General features: G+C 71.1%; 16 protein-coding genes and 1 tRNA gene. 14 read left to right on the top strand and 3 right to left on the bottom strand.

The features are described from left to right. The first annotated feature begins 18 nt into the window (after nt 1-18). The 6 genes from AC5JCN_RS18400 (at nt 19) to AC5JCN_RS18375 (ending at nt 10,165) form a co-directional block, all read left to right on the top strand. Nucleotides 19-756 (top strand): nucleotidyltransferase family protein, encoded by a 738-nt coding sequence (locus tag AC5JCN_RS18400; protein ID WP_495756540.1) that lies wholly within the window; start codon nt 19-21, stop codon nt 754-756. Further along, entirely contained in the window at nt 746-3,922 is a 3,177-nt protein-coding gene (gene addB / locus AC5JCN_RS18395; RefSeq protein ID WP_495756539.1) for a double-strand break repair protein AddB, read from the top strand. Before AC5JCN_RS18400 ends, addB begins: the two co-directional genes overlap by 11 nt. After that, nucleotides 3,919-7,392, top strand: a complete 3,474-nt coding sequence (gene addA, locus AC5JCN_RS18390) for a double-strand break repair helicase AddA (protein WP_495756538.1) — start codon at nt 3,919-3,921, stop codon at nt 7,390-7,392. The genes addB and addA overlap by 4 nt, the downstream gene beginning before the upstream one ends. A gap of 87 nt (nt 7,393-7,479) precedes the next feature. Further along, complete coding sequence (trxA, locus tag AC5JCN_RS18385; RefSeq protein ID WP_495756537.1) at nt 7,480-7,797, top strand: thioredoxin; 318 nt, start codon at nt 7,480-7,482, stop codon at nt 7,795-7,797. A 137-nt stretch (nt 7,798-7,934) separates the two neighbouring features. Next, nucleotides 7,935-9,089 (top strand): aminotransferase, encoded by a 1,155-nt coding sequence (locus tag AC5JCN_RS18380; RefSeq protein WP_495756536.1) that lies wholly within the window; start codon nt 7,935-7,937, stop codon nt 9,087-9,089. Next, the gene (locus tag AC5JCN_RS18375) at nt 9,086-10,165 is read left to right on the top strand and encodes an extracellular solute-binding protein (protein WP_495756535.1); all 1,080 of its coding nucleotides are present in this window, start codon (nt 9,086-9,088) and stop codon (nt 10,163-10,165) included. The genes AC5JCN_RS18380 and AC5JCN_RS18375 overlap by 4 nt, the downstream gene beginning before the upstream one ends. Nucleotides 10,166-10,180: 15 nt before the next feature. Here the strand turns inward: AC5JCN_RS18375 and AC5JCN_RS18370 are convergent, their stop codons facing one another. Together AC5JCN_RS18370 and AC5JCN_RS18365 are read right to left on the bottom strand one after the other, a co-directional pair. Continuing rightward, complete coding sequence (locus tag AC5JCN_RS18370) at nt 10,181-11,179, bottom strand: complex I NDUFA9 subunit family protein (RefSeq protein ID WP_495756534.1); 999 nt, start codon at nt 11,177-11,179, stop codon at nt 10,181-10,183. Nucleotides 11,180-11,213: 34 nt separating this feature from the next. Next, nucleotides 11,214-11,561, bottom strand: a complete 348-nt coding sequence (locus AC5JCN_RS18365; protein ID WP_495756533.1) for a hypothetical protein — start codon at nt 11,559-11,561, stop codon at nt 11,214-11,216. Between the two features lie 201 nt (nt 11,562-11,762). Between AC5JCN_RS18365 and AC5JCN_RS18360 the strand changes: the two genes are divergently transcribed. From AC5JCN_RS18360 to ptsN, 8 genes are all read left to right on the top strand, one after another. Then, a tRNA-Leu gene (locus AC5JCN_RS18360) sits at nt 11,763-11,847 on the top strand. A 258-nt stretch (nt 11,848-12,105) separates the two neighbouring features. Then, a complete protein-coding gene (locus AC5JCN_RS18355; protein ID WP_495756532.1) occupies nt 12,106-12,726 on the top strand; it encodes a ribonuclease D in 621 nt (206 codons plus the stop codon). A 104-nt stretch (nt 12,727-12,830) separates the two neighbouring features. Continuing rightward, nucleotides 12,831-13,553, top strand: coding sequence for an LPS export ABC transporter periplasmic protein LptC (gene lptC, locus AC5JCN_RS18350; protein WP_495756531.1), 723 nt, complete (start codon nt 12,831-12,833; stop codon nt 13,551-13,553). Next, nucleotides 13,550-14,188, top strand: a complete 639-nt coding sequence (gene lptA, locus AC5JCN_RS18345; RefSeq protein ID WP_495756530.1) for a lipopolysaccharide transport periplasmic protein LptA — start codon at nt 13,550-13,552, stop codon at nt 14,186-14,188. The genes lptC and lptA overlap by 4 nt, the downstream gene beginning before the upstream one ends. A 55-nt stretch (nt 14,189-14,243) precedes the next feature. After that, nucleotides 14,244-15,086, top strand: coding sequence for an LPS export ABC transporter ATP-binding protein (gene lptB / locus AC5JCN_RS18340; protein WP_495756529.1), 843 nt, complete (start codon nt 14,244-14,246; stop codon nt 15,084-15,086). Between the two features lie 270 nt (nt 15,087-15,356). Continuing rightward, entirely contained in the window at nt 15,357-16,892 is a 1,536-nt protein-coding gene (gene rpoN / locus AC5JCN_RS18335) for an RNA polymerase factor sigma-54 (protein ID WP_495756528.1), read from the top strand. Nucleotides 16,893-17,032: 140 nt separating this feature from the next. After that, nucleotides 17,033-17,617: a ribosome hibernation-promoting factor, HPF/YfiA family gene (gene hpf, locus AC5JCN_RS18330; RefSeq protein ID WP_495756527.1), complete on the top strand. Its 585-nt coding sequence runs from the start codon at nt 17,033-17,035 to the stop codon at nt 17,615-17,617. 88 nt (nt 17,618-17,705) lie between these two features. After that, a complete protein-coding gene (ptsN, locus tag AC5JCN_RS18325) occupies nt 17,706-18,173 on the top strand; it encodes a PTS IIA-like nitrogen regulatory protein PtsN (RefSeq protein ID WP_495756526.1) in 468 nt (155 codons plus the stop codon). Between the two features lie 25 nt (nt 18,174-18,198). Here the strand turns inward: ptsN and AC5JCN_RS18320 are convergent, their stop codons facing one another. After that, nucleotides 18,199-19,200, bottom strand: coding sequence for a glucokinase (locus AC5JCN_RS18320; protein ID WP_495756525.1), 1,002 nt, complete (start codon nt 19,198-19,200; stop codon nt 18,199-18,201). Nucleotides 19,201-19,366: the final 166 nt, after the last annotated feature.

Genomic DNA, 19,366 nt, shown 5'->3' with positions numbered 1-19,366 from the left:
TCCCATTCCGGCCGCCCCATGACAGCCCGTTCCCGATCCGTCGTGCCCGCCCGCGCCATGGTGCTCGCCGCGGGCCTGGGGACGCGCATGCGCCCGATCACCGAGCGCATCCCCAAGCCGCTGGTGCGCGTCGCCGGCAAGACGCTGCTCGACCACAACCTCGACCCGCTGGCGGAAGCGGGGGTGGAGCTGGCGGTCGTCAACGTCCACCATTTCGCCGACCAGATGCTGGCGCACCTCGCCGAGCGCCGCCGCCCGCGCATCGTGATCTCGGACGAACGCGAGGCGCTGCTGGATTCCGGCGGCGGCGTGAAGAAGGCGCTGCCGCATCTCGGGTCCGGGCCTTTCTTCGTGCTGAACGCCGACAGTTTCTGGATCGACGGGCCCATCTCCAACCTCGCGCGCCTCGCCGGGCATTTCGACCCCGGCCGCCAGGACGTGCTGCTGCTCGTCGCCTCCACGGCGGCGTCCACCGGCTATGACGGCATCGGCGACTTCCAGATGGACGCGCAGGGCCGGCTTCGCCGGCGCGTGGAACGCGAGGTGGTGCCCTTCGTCTATGCCGGCGCAGCCATCCTGAAGCCGGACCTCTTCGACGGGACCCCGGACGGCGCGTTCTCGCTGAACCTCGTCTTCAACCGCGCCGCCGAGGCGGGGCGGCTCTACGGGCTCAGGCTCGACGGGCTCTGGCTGCATGTCGGCACACCGGAGGCCATCGGCCTCGCAGAAACGAAGATCGCCGCCAGTGTCCGCTGACAATTCCGCGCCGGCGCACCGGGCGGTGCCGCGCGTCTTCACCATCTCGCCGGGCGTCCCGTTCCTCCCCGCCCTGGCCGACGCGATCGTGGCCGGGACGCTGGTGCCCGGCTGGCCCGTGGCGGGCGATCCCCTCTCGCTGTCGGAAGGCACCGTCTACCTGCCGACGCGCCGCGCCGCGCGGGCCCTCGCGACGCTTCTGGCCGACCGGGCAGGAGGCGATGCCGTGCTCCTGCCGCGCATCGTGCCGCTGGGCGACGTCGACGAGGCAGAGGAGAACCTGCTGCTGGACGGCATCGGAGACGGCCTTGCCGCCGACCTGTCCCTGCCGCCCGAGGTGGGCGAGACGGCCCGCCGGCTGGCGCTGGCCGAGCTCATCCTCGCCTGGGCGCGGCAGGTGGACCGGGCGATGTTGCGCCTGCGTCCGGAGGAACCGCTGCTCGTCCCGGCCTCTCCGGCCGACGCGCTGGCGCTGGCGGGGGATCTCGGGCGGCTGATCGATTCGCTCTCCATCCACGGCCGCACCTGCGACGACGTGCACCGCCTCGTGCCGGACGAATTCGGCGCCTACTGGCGCATCACGCGCGACTTCCTCGCCATCGCCGCCGACGCCTGGCCCAAGCTCTGCCAGGAGCGCGGCGTTATGGACGGCGCTATGCGGCGCTACCTGATCCTGACCCGCGAGGCCGGGCGCCTCGACCGGGACCGGCCGGCGGCGCCGGTGATCGCGGCCGGCTCGACGGGCTCGATGCCCGCCACCGCCACGCTGTTGGCCGCAATTTCCCGCCTGCCACGGGGCGCCGTGGTGCTGCCGGGGCTGGATACCCACCTCGACGAGAGTTCCTGGCAGGCGGTCCTCGCCCCCACCGAGTTCGGCGTCGACGGCCATCCCGGCCACCCGCAGGCCATCCTAGCCCGCCTCGTCCAGCGCTTCGGGCTCGAGCGCGCCGACGTGCGCCTGCTCGGCACGCCCGACCCCGCACTGGCCGCGCGCGAGCGGCTGGTGTCGGAGGCGCTGCGGCCGGCTGAGACGACTCATTTGTGGGCCGACGCCCCGGAGCGCCTGCCCGCCGCCGACATCGCGGCGGCGCTCGCAGGCGTGGCCGTGGTCGAGGCGGCCGACGACCGCGAGGAGGCCGCCGCCATCGCCGTGGTGCTGCGCGAGACGCTGGAGCGCCCCGACGAAACGGCGGCGCTGGTCACGCCCGACCGGGCGCTGGCCGTGCGCGTCGCGGCCGAGCTCCGGCGCTGGAACATCCGTGTCGACGATTCCGCCGGCCAGCCCTTCGATCGCTCGCCCGCCGGGATGCTGGCCCGCCTCGCCGCGGAGCTGGCGGCCCGGGAGGCAGCACCGGCGCACGTCATCGCCCTGCTCGCCCATCCGCTCTGCCGCCTCGGCCTGACGCCGGATCTGCGCGAGCGGGGCCGGGTCGCGCTGGAGATCGGCGTGCTTCGCGGGCCGGCGCCCGCTCCCGGCCTCGAGGCGCTGGCTGCCTCCCTCGCCATCCGCTCGAGCGGGCGGGACCGCCACCCGCCGCGGCCCCGGCGGCGGCTGGGCCGGGAGGACTGGGACGCCGCGCATGCCGTGGTGAACGCCCTGCGCGACGCGTTCTCCGGCTTCGTCCGCCAAGAGGGCCGGATCGACCTCACCGCCCTGGTGCCCGCCCACGAGGCGGCATGCGCGGCGCTGATGCGCCCCGGCCCCGCCGAGGACCACGGCAGCGACTCCAGCGAGGAAGCGCTGGCGGCCCTCTTCGACGAGGTTCGCGCCGGCTCGGGCCGGGCTCTCTCCGGCACCTTCGACGACTACCCCGCCTTTTTCGGCGGCCTCGGCGCCGGCCGTGCCGTGTCGCAGACGGGCGATGGGCACCGCCGCGTCAAGATCTGGGGCCTGCTGGAGGCCCGTCTCCTGTGCGCCGACACGCTGGTGCTGGGCGGGCTGGACGAGAAGGCGTGGCCCCCGGAAACGCGCAGCGACGCGTTCCTCAACCGGCCGATGCGGCGGGACTTGCATCTGCCCTCACCGGAACGGCGCATCGGGCAGACGGCGCACGACTTCGCGCAGGCGATGGGTGCGCGCCGCGTCGTGCTGACCCGCGCCGCCAAGCGCGGCGGCGACCCGACCGTGGCGTCGCGTTTCCTGCAGCGGCTCCAGGCCGTCGCAGGAGAGCTGTTCGATCACCCGAAAGCGCGCGGCGCATCCTGGCTGGAGCTCGCCCGCAGCCTCGATGCGCCGCTGCCCGCACCGCGGCTGAAGCGGCCCGAGCCGCGGCCCGGGGCGGAGAAGCTGCCGGCCCGGCTCAGCGTCACCGAGATCGAGACGCTGGTGCGCGATCCCTACGCCGTCTACGCCAAGCACGTGCTGGCACTCGATCCGCTCGACCCCGTCGGCACGCCGCCCAGCGTGGCCGTGCGCGGCAGCCTCGTGCACGACGTGCTCGGCACTTTCGCGCAGGCTTTCCCCGACGCCTTGCCGCCGGATGCCCGGGAGCAGCTCCTGAAGCTGGGCCGCGAGGCCTTCGACAAGACGCCGGAACTCTACGGACGGCCCGACATCCGCGCCTTCTGGTGGCCCCGCTTCGCGCGCATCGCGGCTTTCGCCGCCGCATGGGAGGCCGGCCGACGCGGTCCAGGGGTCAAGGTGATCGCCGAGCGCAAGGGCGAGCTGTCCTTCACGCTGGCGGACGGCTCCCCCTTCACCCTCACCTGCCGCGCCGACCGGATCGAGCTGCTGCCGGGCGGCGGCATCGCCGTGGTCGACTTCAAGACGGGCGAGGTGCCCACCGGCAAGGTGGTGCGCATCGGCTTCTCGCCGCAGCTGACGCTGGAGGCCGAGATGGCCAAGCGCGGCGCCTTCGAGGGGGTCCCGGCCGGCGAGCGTGTCGGCGAGCTTCTCTATGTGCGGCTCAGCGGCGGCGTGCCGGCGGGCGAGGAGAAGGTGGTGCAGGACAGCAAGTTCCCCTTCGATCCCCATGAGCTCGCCAGGGACCACTTCGACAGCCTCGTGGCGCTGCTGGGCGAGTACCGCAGCGGTGAGCGCGGCTTCCGCTCGCGCACCGCGAACAAGTTCGCGAAGCGCTACAACTCCTACGACCATCTGGCCCGCTTCGCCGAGTGGTCGGCGACGGGTGGCGAAAGCGGCGATGGCGGGGAGGACGAAGCGTGAGCGACATCGTCGTCCCGCCCGTCACGCGGCTGGCCCAGGCCCGCGCCTCCGACCCCCGCGCCTCGGCCTGGGTGTCGGCGAATGCCGGCTCCGGCAAGACCACCGTGCTGGCGTACCGCGTCATCCGCCTGCTGCTGGACGGCGTCGACCCCGCGCGGATCCTGTGCATCACCTTCACCAAGGCAGCGGCGGCCAACATGTCGGCACGTGTCTTCGGCACGCTCGGCAAATGGGTGAGCCTGCCCGAGGAGGAACTCGCCGCCGAGGTCGCGAAGGTGGACGGGGCGTCGCCGCCCCGCGACCGGCTGCGGCGGGCACGGCGGCTCTTCGCCTGCGCGGTGGAGACGCCGGGCGGGCTGAAGATCCAGACCATCCACGCCTTCTGCGAGCGGCTGCTGCACCTGTTTCCGTTCGAAGCCAACGTCGCCGCCCGCTTCGAGGTGCTGGACGACCTCGGCAAGGCCGAACTCCTCGCCCGAGCCAGGGCAGAGGTACTGGCCCGCGCCGAAGGCACCATCGATCCCGCGCTGGCGGAAGCGCTGGCGACTGTCAACGAGGCCTCCTCGGAAGACCGCTTCGAGGGGCTCGTCGCCTGCGCCATGAAGCTGACGGGCTTCCTGCGCGAGGAGGCGCGGGGCGAGGAGGGGCTGGCCGCGCTTCGCCCCCGGATGGCGGAAGCGCTGGGCCTTTCGCCGGATGCCACCCGTCCGAACATCGTGCGCGACTTCCTCGACGGCGGTTTCCCGCGCTCGGAATGGCCGGCAGCGGCGGCGGAGCTGCTGGCGGGCTCGAGCAACGAGAAGAAGCGTGGGCAGGAGCTGGACCACGCGGCGCGGGCCACCGACGACGACGTCGCGCTGGAGTACTACACCTGCGTGATGGTGACGTCCGACGGCGCGAAGCCGCGCGCCGACGGCCAGTTCCTGACTTCCGCCTTCGTCAAGCGCCTGCCGGCGCTGGCGGCCGCGCTGCAGGCCGAATCGCGCCGGGTCTTCGACGGGCTCGACCGGCTGCGTGCCGTCGAGGCTCTCGACCGGACCATGGCGCTGATGCGCATCGCCGACGCCATCGCGGGCCGCTACGAGGCGGCGAAGGTGGCGCGAGGGGCGCTCGACTTCGACGACCTCATCGGCCGCACCGCCGCGCTCCTCTCGCGCTCGGACGCCGCCTTCGTGCTCTACAAGCTCGACCGCGGCATCGACCACATCCTCGTCGACGAGGCGCAGGACACCAGCGAGGCGCAGTGGTCCATCCTGCGCGCCATCGCCGAGGACTTCGTCGCCGGCGAGGGCCGGACGACGAAGCCGCGCACCATCTTCGCCGTGGGCGATCCCAAGCAGTCGATCTTCTCCTTCCAGGGCGCCGCCCCGGCTGTCTTCGAGGACATGCGCCGCATCTTCGGCACGCGAATCCTCGCGCTGAAGGAGGCCCAGCCGTCGCGCTGGGAATTCCACGACGAGAGCCTGAACCTGTCTTTCCGCTCGGCGCCGGAGATCCTGCAGGCTGTCGACCGGGTGTTCGGCATCGCGGAGCATTATTCCAGCCTCGCCTTTGCCGCCCCTGTCGCCACCTCGCACTCATCGGCCCGCATCGGCGCGCCCGGGCTCGTCGAGGTGTGGGACACCGAGAAGCCCGTCGTCGTGCCCGATCCCGACGCCTGGGCGAAGCCGCTGGACGAGCCGGAAGCCGGCGCCCCCGCCGTCCGCCTCGCTTTGCGCATCGCCGACCTGCTGGCGCGCTGGCAGACCGAGGGGGACGAGACCGGGAGGCGCATCCGGCCCGGCGACGTGCTGATTCTCGTGCGCCAGCGCAACGCTTTCTTCGAGGCGGTGATCAAGGCGCTGAAGGACCGCGGAGTGCCGGTGGCCGGCGCCGACCAGCTGAAGCTCACCCGCCACATCGCCGTCCTCGACCTCGTCGCGCTCGGCCGCGCCTCGCTGCTGCCGGAGGACGATCTGACGCTCGCCTGCCTTCTCAAGTCGCCCCTGGTGGGGCTGACGGAGGAGGACCTGCTGCGCGCCGCCTGGGACCGGGGCGACAGCAGCCTCGCCGCCACGGTGGCGGAATTGGCCGCCACAGACCCGCTCTTCGCCATGGTCCAGGAGAAGCTCGACCGCTGGCGCGAGCGGGCCCGACAGTGCGGGCCGTTCGCCTTCTATGCCGGCGTTCTCGGCCCGGAGGGTGGCAGGCGCGCCATGCTCTCGCGCCTCGGCGCCGAGGCGCGCGACGCCGTCGACGAGTTCCTGCGCCTCGCCCTCGAGCACGAGCAGCGCCAGCCCCCTTCGCTCTCGCTGTTTCTCGCCGGGCTGGAAGGCGTCGACCTCACCATCCGCCGCGACATGGACGACCGTGCCGACGAGGTGCGCGTCATGACGGTGCACGGCGCCAAGGGGCTCGAGGCACCCGTCGTCTTCCTCGCCGACACCTGCACCGCGCCGGACGGCAAGAAGGACGACCCGTTGCTCATGGTGCCGGACGCTACCGGCGGCGCACTGCCGGTCTGGTCGGCGGGAAAGAAGTACGATTGCGCCGCCACCTCTGCTGCGCGGGCCCGCCTGCACGCGGCGGCGTGGCAGGAGTACCATCGCCTCCTTTACGTGGGCATGACCCGGGCGAAAGACAGGCTCTATGTCTGCGGCTTCGAGGGCCAGAACAAGCGCACGCCGGGCTGCTGGTACGAGATGGTGTCGGTCACGCTCGACCCCGTCATGGCGACGGTGGAGCTGCCGGGCGGCGTCAGCGTCAGACGCTACCAGACGAAGCCGTTCCCGCCGCCCACGCCCGCGGAGCCGCGGGTTGCGGCGGCCCGGGATAGCGCCGACACGTCCTGGCTGACCCGTGCCATCGCGCCGGAGCCGCCGGCCCGTCCGCCGGTGCGTCCCTCCAGTGCGCTCGATGCGGCCGACGCCCCGCAGCGCGCGGTGGACACGCCCTTCCTGCGCGAGGCCCGCCTGGCCGGCACTGTCACCCACGCACTGCTGGAGAGCCTTCCCGCCTGCGATCCCGCCCATCGCCGCGAGGCTGCGGCCGCGCTGGCGGCCGTGCGCGGCGCCGCGCTGCCGCCCGAGCGGCGCACGCGACTCGTGGACGAGGTGCTGGCGCTGCTCGCCGATCCCGCCCTCGCGGCGCTGTTCGGCCCCGGCAGCCGGGCGGAGGCGCCGCTGTCGGGCCGCCTGCCTCTGGGCCCGGGCGGGGCGATGGTGGCGGTGTCCGGGCAGGTCGACCGCCTCGCTGTGACGCCGGAGGAGGTTCTGGTCGCCGACTACAAGACACGCGCGACGCCGCCCGCGTCGGCAGAGGACGTGCCGCAGTCGCACGTCGCCCAGCTGGCCGTGTACCGAGCCCTGCTGTCGAGGCTCTTTCCGGGCCGCACCGTGCGCTGCCTGCTGGTGTGGACGTCCGGCCCGGCGGTGATGACGATCCCCGGCGCGGCCCTCGACACGGCGCTGGCGCGCATCAAGGCTGCGTGACGCACGCTTGACCGGCCGCCGCCGCCTTCCTAGCTTTCGTCACGACGCAGCCGGCCCTTGACCCCGGCGCACTCAAAGGATCCAGACATGACCTCCGCCGTCACCGACGCCACCTTCAAGTCCGACGTGCTCGAATCCGGCACGCCCGTCGTCGTCGACTTCTGGGCCGAGTGGTGCGGCCCCTGCCGCATGATCGCCCCGGCCCTCGAGGAGATCTCGAAGGAGCTCGACGGCAAGGTGAAGATCGTCAAGCTGAACGTCGACGAGAACCCCGGTGTCGCCGGCCAGCTCGGCATCCGGTCGATCCCGACGCTGATGATGTTCAAGGACGGCAAGGTCGCCTCGCAGAAGGTCGGCGCGGCGCCCAAGGGCGAGCTGTCGCGCTGGATCACCTCGAACGTCTGATAGGCTGCGGGCCCGGCATCCACGCCGGGCTGTTTCCAGAACCTGCCTTCAGCGGCCCGGCATCGTCCGGGCCGCATGTGTTTCGCGGCAAGCCCCCGACCTGTGGTAGGAGAGCCGCGGGACCGGAGCCTTGCCGCATGAACCCGATCTTCGCCGACCTGCCCACCACCGTGTTCGAGGCCATGTCGCGGCTGGCGCGCGAGACCGGCGCGATCAACCTGGGCCAGGGTTTCCCCGACGATCCCGGCCCCGAGGACGTTCGCCGCAGGGCGGCCGATGCGGTGATGGACGGGTGGAACCAGTATCCGCCCATGATGGGCACGCCCGAGCTGCGCCAGGCCGTCGCAGCGCACTACCGGCATCACCAGGGCCTCGATCTCGACTGGGAAAGCGAGGTGATGGTCACCTCCGGCGCCACCGAGGCGCTGGCCGGCGCGCTGATGGCGCTGATCGAGCCGGGCGACGAGGTGGTGCTGTTCCAGCCGCTCTACGACGCCTATCTGCCGCTGGTGCGCCGCGCCGGGGGCGTGCCCCGGCTGGTGAACCTGAAGCCGCCGCACTGGCGCTTCGACGAGGCCATGCTGCGCGAGGCCTTCTCGCCGCGCACGCGGGTCGTCCTGTTCAACAACCCCCTCAATCCGACCGCCACCGTCTTCGGGCAGGAGGATCTCGCCCTGCTCGCCCGCTTCTGCGTCGAGCACGACGCCGTCGCCGTCTGCGACGAGGTCTGGGAGCACGTCGTCTTCGACGGCCTCGCCCACCAGCCGCTGATGGCGCTGCCGTGCATGCGCGAGCGGACCGTGAAGATCGGCTCCGCCGGCAAGATCTTCTCGCTCACCGGCTGGAAGGTGGGCTTCGCCATGGCGGCGCCGCCCCTGATGCGCGTGCTCGCCAAGGCGCACCAGTTCATCACCTTCACCACCCCGCCGAACCTGCAGGCCGCCGTGGCCTTCGGCATGGCCAAGGACGATTCGTACTTCCGCGGCCTGCGCGAGGGCCTGCAGCGCAGCCGCGACCGATTCGCTGCGGGGCTCGCCGGGGCGGGCTTCACCGTGCTGCCGAGCGCCGGCAGCTACTTCATCAATGTCGACCTCGCGCCCCTGGGCGAGACCGACGACGTTGCCTTCTGCGAGCGGCTGGTGCGCGAGCACGGCGTCGCCGCGATTCCCGTTTCGGCCTTTTATGCGCAGGACCCGGTGCGAAGCGTGGTGCGCTTCTGCTTCGCCAAGCAGGACAGCGTGCTCGACTCCGCGCTGGAGCGGCTGCAGGACGTCGTGGAGCGGGCCCGGTGAGGCGCCTGCTGGCGGCCATCGCCGTCTGCAGCGTTCTGGCCGTGACGCCGGCGGCGGCGAACGACAGGCGCACGCTGGCGCTCTATGGCTGGGCCGACTACGTCGACGGGGCGGTTCTCGACGCCTTCACCGCCGAGACGGGCATCGCCGTCACCTATGACAGCTACGACCGGCCGGAGACGGCCGCTGCCGCCCTCGGCGCGGGAAAGACCGGGTACGACCTGGCCATCGTTCCCGCCGACCTCGTCGTCGGACTCGCGGCACGCCAGGCCATCGCCGCCCTCGCGCACGGTTCACAGGATAGACCGCCCGCCGACCTCGCCGAACGGCTGCGGGTGCTCGACCCGCAGGGCCTCTCGGTCTCCTATATGTGGGGCACGCTCGGCATCGGCTATACCGCGCAGGACGTGCGGGAGCGGCTGGGCGAGAAGCCCGTCGAGGGTTGGGACGCGCTGTTCCGGCCCGACAACGCCTCCCGCCTCAAGGATTGCGGCATCCTGCTGCCGGACCGGGCGGCGGATGTCTTCCCCGCCGCCCTGCGCTTTGCCGGCCTGCCCGCCGACAGCCGCAACGCGGCCGACTACCAGCGCGCGGCGGATGCCCTCATGCGCATGCGGCCTTCGGTGAGGCGGCTCTCCTCCGCCGACGTCTCGGCCGCCCTGGCGACCGGCGACGCCTGCATCGCGCTGGCCTCCTCGGCCGACGTGCTGCAGGCCCGGCGGAGGCTCGAGGGGAGAGAGGATGCCCCGCCGATCGCCTTCGTCGTGCCGCGCGAGGGAGCGCCCGTCTGGTTCGACGTGTTCGTCCGGCCGGCCGGGTCTCCCGACCCCGGGGCCGCCGACGCCTTCGTGGCCTACCTGTCCCGCCCGGACGTGGCCGCGCGCAACGCCGCGGCCGTCGGTGGCACCCCCGCCATCGAGGCGGCACGGCCGCTCCTGCCCCAGGCGATGCAGCAGGACCCGGCGGTCGTCCCGCCGCCCGAGACCATGCGCCGGCTCTTCGCCGTGCCGGCGCCCGACGCGAAGCTGCAGCCTGTCATCGACAGGCTGTGGGCGAAGGTGAAGGCCGGGAAGTAGCGAAACCCGCCGGGGTCAAGCGTATTTCGAGCGGTCGAACTGGCCGAACTTGCGGAAGCGATACAGATAGCTCGGCACGACGGCCTCGATCGTCTCGGGCGCGATGCCGATGCCCTGGAACGTCCGGCCGTCCGCGGCGGCTTCCGCCGAGACGACGTTATCGCGACCGAGCAGGTCCACCTGGTCCCGCGTCAGCAGGAACTCCTCCGGCAGCAGGCCGAAGGTGGCGAACTTCAACCCCTCCAGGGCGCCGGCCTGCAGCCGCGCGGCACCGAAGGGCAGCGGCAGCAGCAGGCGCTTGCGGCCTGTCACCTTGAGCACGTACTCGATGAGCTCGCGGAAGGTCTTCACCTCCGGTCCGCCCAGCTCGTAGATGGTGCCGGTCCTGAGCGTGCCGTCGATGGCGCGGGCGATCGTCTCGGCCACGTCGCCGACGAAGACGGGCTGGAAGCGCGTCTCGCCGCCGCCGATCAGCGGCAGGGCAGGGGACATGCGCGCCAGCGCGGCAAAGCGGTTGAAGAAGGAATCCTCCGGCCCGAAGACGATGGACGGGCGCGTCACCACGGCGGTGGGCACGGCCCCGAGCGCGGCGGCCTCCCCCTCGGCCTTGGTGCGCGCATAGATGGATACGCCGTCGGGGTCGGCGCCGAGCGCCGACATCTGGACGAAGCGGGTGATCCCGGCCGCCGCGGCGGCTTCGGCGACGGCGCGCGCACCCTGCGCCTGCACCGCGTCGAAGGTCTGGCGGCCACCTTCGGAGAGAATGCCGACGAGGTTGACCGCGGCGTCGGCGTTCTCGAGGGCACGCGCGATGGACGCGGGGTAGCGCAGATTGGCCTGCACCGCGTGGATCTGGCCCACGGTACCGAGCGGCTGCAGGAAGTTGGCGAGGTCAGGACGGCGCACGGCCACCCGGATGCGGTATCCGCGGCGCGCCAGCGCCCTCACCAGATGACGGCCGACGAAACCCGAGCCGCCGAAAACGGTGACGAGCTGCTGCGATGTCGCGGTCATGTGGAAGAGCCTCCTGCCGACGGGAGGCTCTTAGTCACATCCGGTCGCGCTGTACAGGGGCGCGGCGACGCGCCCTGACCGGCACGGGGACGAGGGCCGCGCCGAGGCCGCGGCCGCCATGGCCACGCTCTTCGCCACCGATGGTCATGACGGCCCCGCCGGCAACGAGGCTGCCGAAGGTCACCATGAAGCCGCCGGCCAGCAGCAGAAAGGCGAGGACGCCTGTATCCGAGGCGCGGATCAGCGTGCCGAGGCCGTGCGCGTCTACGGCCACGAGGGTCATGGCGAAGCCGAGGCCAAGCAGCGAGCCCAGCGCCGCGTTCTTGAGGACGAGCCTCAGGGCCGGGTTGCGGCCATCGAGTGAATGCGGCGGGCGGCGCATGAGCCGTACTCCTTGCATTGCGTATTAAGCCTAGATTGGATCAGCATTCGTGGCGATACAAGGGCCAATCGGCGGACGGCATTGTGTCCGATACGTTCGGCCGCAGGAGCGTCGCCCCGGATTCCCGGCTGGCGCGGGGCACGGGGAGGCGGCGATGGCATCGTTGACAGCGCCTTGCGGCACCCGTATGAGACGCGCCGTGCCCAGGTGGCGGAATTGGTAGACGCGCTGGTTTCAGGTACCAGTCTTGCAAGAGGTGGAGGTTCGAGTCCTCTCCTGGGCACCATCCGCATCGCTCGACATCGCGTCCTGCATCGGATCGGCCAGGCCCGGATGAGCGCCGGCCGACAGTGTCCTCGCCCCCGACCGTGAGTGGCCCGCTTCGTGCTTTGACTTTCAGTTCGAGTCTCCACGCTGCGTCGGTGACGTGCGCCCGCACACGCGGGATTGATGGTTCGCAAAGGTTTCCCGTGCTATCCGCCACCCGGCGTGCCGTTTGAGGGTGACGCTCCCCATCCCGTCCCGAGGCCTGCCGAAGCTCCGCATGACGATCCGCCTGCACAAGGACGACCTGCCCGACGGCGCCGCGTTCGGCCCCAGCGTCGCCATCGATACCGAGACACTCGGCCTGAAGCCCCATCGCGACCGGCTCTGCCTGGTGCAGCTGTCGCGCGGCGACGGCACGGCCGACCTCGTGCAGTTGCGTCCGGGTGACGCTCCGGCGCCGAACCTCACGCGGCTTCTCGCCGACCCGTCGGTGCTCAAGCTCTTTCATTTCGCGCGCTTCGACCTCGCCGTGCTCGCCAACCGATTCGGCGTCATGCCGCAGCCGATCTACTGCACGAAGATCGCCTCCAAGCTGACGCGCACCTACACCGACCGCCACGGCCTCAAGGATCTCGTCCGCGAGCTGCTGGGCCAGGAAATCTCCAAGCAGCAGCAATCCTCCGACTGGGGCGCCGCCACGCTGAGCGAGGCGCAGCTCGCCTATGCCGCATCGGATGTGCTGCATCTGCATGCCCTCAAGGACAAGCTCGACATGATGCTGGCCCGCGAGGGCAGGACCGGGCTCGCGCAGGCGGCTTTCGACTTCCTGCCGACGCGGGCGCGGCTGGACCTGGACGGCTTCGAGGACGGCGACATTTTCGGCCACGGCTACCCCTGAACAGGGTCACCGGCCGGGCCGAGGGTGAAAGCCGCCCCCGGCAGCACCATATCTAGGACACGCTCCCGTGGTCCGGGGGTGGAGACACGGAGAATCGGCGCGGCATGGCTTTTGGCGGATCGATGGAGGGCGACTTCGAGGCCGAGGGGCGCTACCGCGCCGCGGTACGGCACTCCAGGCGCGTCCGCCTGCTCCGCCGCGCGATCCCGGTGGGCGCGGTGCTGGCGGTCGGCGCCATCCTGTTCTTCGCCTTCTTCGAGCCCTTCAAGTCATTGCCCGGGAACGTCTCGGTCGGCGCCATCACGCTCAACGGCACGAAGGTGACGATGGAGCTGCCCAAGCTCACAGGCTTCAAGAAGGACATGCGGCCCTACGAGGTGAACGCCCGCTGGGCGGCGCAGGACATCAAGCAGCCCAACGTCATCGAGCTCAAGGAAATCAACGCACGCATCGCGTTGCAGGACCGGAGCTATGCCACGGTCGATGCCCTGAACGGTGTCTACGACAGCAGCGCCGACAAGCTCGACCTGACGGATGATGTCCGCGTCCGCACCGATTCGGGCTACGACGTGCGGATGAAGTCCGCGCAGATCGAGTTCAAGGCCGGCAATGTCGAAAGCCACGATCCCGTGTCGGTCAAGTTCACGGGCGGCACCATCGAGGCGATGGGCCTCGAGATGGTCGACAACGGCCAGAGGATCGTCTTCAACGGCCGCGTACGCACCAAGATGAAAGTGGTCCCGGACGAGCCGAAGCCGGCCTCGCCTCCGGGTACCGTTCCGTCTCCCCAGCCGCAGGCCGCCCCGGTCAAGGATGTGAAGCCATGAACCGCACAACCGTCCTCGCCCTTGCCGCCCTTCTCGTGCTGCCGGCCGCGGCGCAGACCCCGGCGCAGCCCAAGGCCACGCAGAACCCCGGCCCGGTGCCTGCCTTCGGCAACTCGAAGGAACCGATCCAGATCGACGCCGACAAGCTCGAGGTCTTCAGCAAGGAGAATCGCGCCGTCTATAGCGGGAACGTGATCGCGGTTCAGGGCGAGACGACGATCAAGTCGGCGACGATGATCGTGTTCTACGAGCGCGACAACGCCAACGCGCCGCAGGCCGACGCCGCCGCCGAGGCAGCCTCCGCCGCGGCCCCCAGCGGCGGCACGCAGCTCAAGCGGGTCGAAGCCAAGGGCGGCGTCACCGTCATTTCCAAGGACCAGGTCGCGACCGGCAACGAAGGCGTTTTCGACAGGTCCGCCAACAAGATCATCCTCACCGGCAACGTCGCGCTGAGCCAGGGCGAGAACGTCACCAAGGGCGACAAGCTCGTCTACGACACGGTCAACGGCGTCGCCGTCGTGGAGAGCGGGGCGTCCACCGGGCGCGTCCGCGGCGTCTTCGTGCCGGGCGACGACAACGCCACTCCGGGTGCCAAGACGGGCGCCAAGCCGAAGACGCCCGCTCCCAAGAGCTGAATTGCAGGGTCGCGTCCGCCGCGTTAAACGACCCGCCACCGACGAGCTCCAGCCCATGCTCCTGCGCAAGCGCAACGCCGAAGTGCCCCCTCCCCACGAGGGCTACGGCGCCGAACCCGCCGGCTATCCGGACGCGGTCTGGGGCGACGACGGCCGTCTGCAGTCGGAAGGCGCGGCCGGCATTCTCACCGTCACCGGACTGGCGAAGGCCTATCGCAGCCGGCAGGTGGTCCAGGACGCCGGGCTCTATGTCCGCCGCGGCGAGGCGGTCGGGCTGCTCGGGCCCAACGGCGCCGGCAAGACCACGATCTTCTACATGATCACCGGGCTCGTCGCCGCCGATGCGGGCCGCATCACGCTGGACGGGCACGACATCACGAGCCTGCCCATGTACCGGCGGGCCCGCCTCGGCATCGGCTACCTGCCGCAGGAGGCCTCGATCTTCCGCGGGCTCAACGTCGAGGACAACATCCGGGCCGTGCTCGAGGTGGTCGAGCCCGACCGGGACCGCCGCGAGGCCGAGCTCGACAGCCTGCTCGAGGAGTTCAACATCAAGCGGCTGCGCAAGTCGCCGTCGATCGCGCTCTCGGGCGGCGAGCGGCGACGCTGCGAGATCGCGCGGGCGTTGGCCGGCGGCCCATCCTTCATGCTGCTCGACGAGCCTTTCGCGGGCATCGACCCGATCGCCGTGGGCGACATCCAGTCGCTCGTCCGCCACCTGACCGCCCGCGGCATCGGCGTGCTGATCACCGACCACAATGTGCGCGAGACGCTGGGCCTCATCGACCGCGCCTACATCATCCACTCCGGCCGCGTGCTGATGGAAGGCCGTCCGGACGAGATCATCGCCAATGAGGACGTGCGCAGGCTTTATCTCGGCGAGGATTTTCGCCTCTGACGGAACGCCGGTTTGCGCCCGCAGCCGGGACGCGGCCTGCGGACAGTGACGCCGGCCTCTGCTAGCGCCTCGGCGTGCCCGGCGCCGTCTTCGGGCCGGAAAAGACCGCTCGCGTTCTGTCTGCCGGGACGGCGGATCGTCTCTGCCGCCGCATTCGTCAACAGCCCGGCAACCACCCTCGCCCTGCGCCTTTGACCCGCAGCCCCGTTCCAGTCTATTGATGGAACGAAGGCAAGTTTCGTGCCGGACAGGGTGCCGGGAAAGAGGGTCATGAGGTTTTCGCAGCGGCTGGAGATCCGCCAGGGACAGGCCCTGGTGATGACGCCGCAGCTGCTGCAGGCGATCAAGCTCCTGCAGTTCTCCTCCGCGGAGCTCGCCAGCTATGTCGAGGGCGAGCTCGAGCGCAACCCGCTGCTGGAACGCGCCGGTGATCCCGACGACATGCGCGAGGCTCCCGAGATCCCCGTTCCGGAGGCGGGTCCCGCCGAGGGAGACTGGCTGGCGAAGGACCTTCCGGTCGAGGCGGGCGAGATCGAGGCACGCCTCGGCACACCCATGGAGAACGTCTACGACGCCGAGCCCGCTGCCGCGCCGGCCAGGGCGCAGGCGGAGACGGACGGCATCCAGCTCTCCGCCGGGGGCTGGACGGGCGTCGGCCCCGGCGGCCGCGACGGTGGCGAGGACGTCAACCTCGAGGCCTTCGTCGCGGCGCAGACCTCCCTGCACGACATGCTGGAGGAGCAGCTCCACGTCGCCACCGCAGACCCCACCGACCGGATCATCGGCCAGGCCCTGATCGACCTGATCGACGAGGCGGGGTACCTGCGCGACCCGCTCGAGCCCGTCGCCGAACGCCTGGGTGTGCCGCTGGCCCGTGTCGAGGCCGTGCTCGGCCTCATCCACGGCTTCGAGCCTACCGGCATCGGGGCGCGCGACCTCTCCGAATGCCTGGCGCTCCAGCTGAGGGAGGAGGATCGCTACGACCCCTGCATGCAGGCGCTGGTCGCCCATCTCGACCTCCTCGCCCGGCGCGACTTCGCCGCGCTCCGGCGAGCCTGCGGTGTCGACGAGGAAGACCTCGCCGAGATGGTCGGCGAGTTGCGCCGCCTCGACCCGAAGCCGGGCCTGCGCTTCGGCGGCGCTCCCATCCAGCCGGTCGTGCCCGACGTCTATGTCCGCAACGCCGCCGACGGCAGCTGGGCGGTGGAGCTCAATTCCGACGTGCTGCCGCGCGTCCTGGTGAACCAGACCTATTTCGCCAAGGTCTCCCGCTCGGCCAAGAAAGAGCCGGAGAAGGCCTACCTCGCCGACTGCATGCAGACCGCCAACTGGCTCACCCGCAGCCTCGAGCAGCGCGCCAAGACGATCCTGAAGGTGGCCAGCGAGATCGTCCGCCAGCAGGACGCCTTTCTGGCGCTGGGGGTGGAGCACTTGCGGCCCTTGAACCTGCGCACGGTCGCCGACGCCATCGGAATGCACGAATCCACTGTGTCGCGGGTCACCTCCAACAAGTACGTGTCGACGCCGCGCGGCATCTTCGAGATGAAGTACTTCTTCACCGCCGCCATCGCGGGCACACGCGGATCGGACTCACATTCGGCCGAGGCGGTTCGCTTCCGCATCAAGCAGATGATCGAGGCGGAGAGCCCCGACGATGTGCTGTCGGACGACGCCATCGTCCAGAAGTTGCGCGACTCCGGCATCGACATTGCCCGCCGCACGGTGGCCAAGTACCGGGAAGGATTGCGGATTCCGTCCTCTGTCGAACGCCGGCGGGAAAAGCTCGCCATGGCCGGGGCGCGCTGAGGACAACGCCCGCGCGTGCCTCCGGCGGGCCGCTCATTGACTTCGGCAAGGGCCATCCTTAGGTCTTGCCGAGGGAGTCGCGCAGGCGCCTTTCGCCGGTCCGGCGGCGGCTCACCGCGCAAGCCGAGGGAGTGAGACCCATGTCGCTTCGCGTCTCGGGAAAAAACCTCGATATCGGCGAAGCGCTCCGGGCGCAGGTCGTGGACCGGGTCTCCGGCGCGGTGTCCAAGTTCTTCGACGGCAGCTTCACCGGGCATGTCACGGTCAAGCGCGAGGGCACGGGCTTTCGCACCGACTGCGCGCTGCATTTGTCCTCCGGCGTGACGCTGCAGGCCGAGGGCGCCGCCCACGACGCCTACCAGAGCGCCGACCAGGCTGCGATCCGCATCGAGAAGCGCCTGCGCCGCTACAAGCAGCGCCTCAAGGACCGGGCGCCCGCCCCCGCGCCGGGCCTCGGCATCGAGATTCCCTCCTACGTCATCCAGGCTCCCGACGAGGACGAGGAGGACGAAGTCACGGACTTTCATCCCGTTGTCATCGCCGAGACGAAGAAGAATGTGCGCACTCTCTCGGTGAGCGAGGCCGTGATGGATCTGGACTTGACGGGGACCCCCGTCGTCGTGTTCCGTCACGCCGGCTCCGGACGGGTCAACATGGTGTACCGCCGGACGGACGGAAACATCGGGTGGATCGATCCTTCGACGCTCTCCCCCGACGGTCAATGACGCCCCCGCGACGAGGACCACAACGCGCTCGGCTGGCCTGCTTCATGCATCCCGGCCGCTCCCAGGTGGCGACAGAATCAGGGCCCCCATGCCTCTTTCCGACTTTCTGAGATCCGACGCGATCATTCCGGCGCTGCGGGTCGGCACCAAGAAGCAGGCCCTGCAGGAACTGGCCCATCGCGCCGCCCAGATGTCCGGCCTGCCGGACCGCGAGATCTTCGACACGCTGCTGCAGCGCGAGCGGCTGGGCTCCACCGGCATCGGCCACGGCATCGCCATCCCGCACGGCAAGCTCGCCAAGGTGGAGAAGCTGTTCGGCCTCTTCGCCCGGCTGGAAAGGCCGATCGACTTCGAGGCGCTGGATGGCGAGCCCGTCGACCTCGTCTTCCTGCTCATCGCGCCCGAGGCGGCGGGAGCGGACCATCTCAAGGCGCTGGCGCGCGTGGCCCGCGTGCTGCGCGACCCCGTGGTGACGCAGAAGCTGCGCACGACCGCCGACCAGGCGGCGCTCTACGCCATCCTCACCCAGGCTGCCGCCGCGTCCAACGCGGCATGATCCGCGCCGGCGCCGTGCGCCGGCCTCAACGAACCCACATCCGGCGGTCGTAGTCGAGCAGGTAGCGCCTTGGCGCCGCCGCGATGGCGGCCATGCCGTGCAGCACGGCGTCCGGGCTCACCACGAGCCGCGTGGCGATGGAGCGCGGCAGCCAGTCCACGGGCTCCTTGCCGTCGAAGGCCGCCCGGAAGGCATCGGCGTCCAGCAGCGGCGCGATGCGTGGCAGGATGCCGCCGGACAGGTAGACGCCTCCGGTGGCGCCGAAGGTCAGCGCCATGTCGCCGGCGAAGCGCGCCAGCAGGCGCAGGAACTCCCGGATCGTCTCGGCTTCCGGCCCGCCGGGCGAGGCGACGGCCGTCTCGACGATGGCGATCGTGTCGTCCGGCCCGGAGCCGCCCAGCACCGCCCTGCGTGCGGCGTGCAGCCGCGCGATGCCGGACCCCGACAGCACCACCTCGGCCGTCAGCCGGCCCATGACCTTCTCGACCCGGCTCAGCACGGGCCAGTCCTCGCCGTCGACGGCAAGGTCGATGTGGCCGCCCTCGCTTGGGATGGGCACCCAGAGGTCCCCGGCCTTCACCAGCGCGCCGACGCCGAGGCCAGTGCCGGGGCCCAGCACGACGCGCGCGCCCGGCCCTTCCGGCAGGTCGGGCCCGATGGTCCGCAACGCCGCGGGCGGCAGGGCGGGCAGCGCCAGCGCCTGCGCCTCGAAATCATTGAGCAGGAAGCCCTGCGACAGCGTCAGCGCCGGTGCGAGCTGGGCGCCGTCGATGAACCAGTCGGCGTTGGTCAGGTGGCAGGTGAGCCCATTCACCGGGCCGGCCCCGCACAGCAGCACCGAGCGTGGCTTGACCGGAAGGTCCCGCGTCACGGCCTCGATGGCAGCCTGCGGACCGGCGAAATCGCGGGTCTTCACCTTGGCGAGGATTCGCGGCTCCGCGCCGGGCGTTTCCGCCAGGGCAAAGCGCGCATTGGTGCCGCCGATGTCGCCGACGAGCGCGGGGTGGGGGAAATCGGGGTGATTCATGGGGAGCGGGCTCGTCCTTCCCAAGCACTCTGGCGTGCGGATTCAGGCAGTGTCAACGCGCGCCGGCGCAACACTTTCCATGCCGCATCGTGCACCCCACGTCGCGGCGCCCGCCGCGCCTGCACCCTTCGGCCACTTGGAAAGGCCGGCATGCGGGCCTAGAAGC

The organism is Alsobacter sp. (assembly GCF_059501845.1).
Note: the sequence above shows the minus strand (reverse complement) of the source record. Positions and strands in the feature narration are given on the sequence as shown.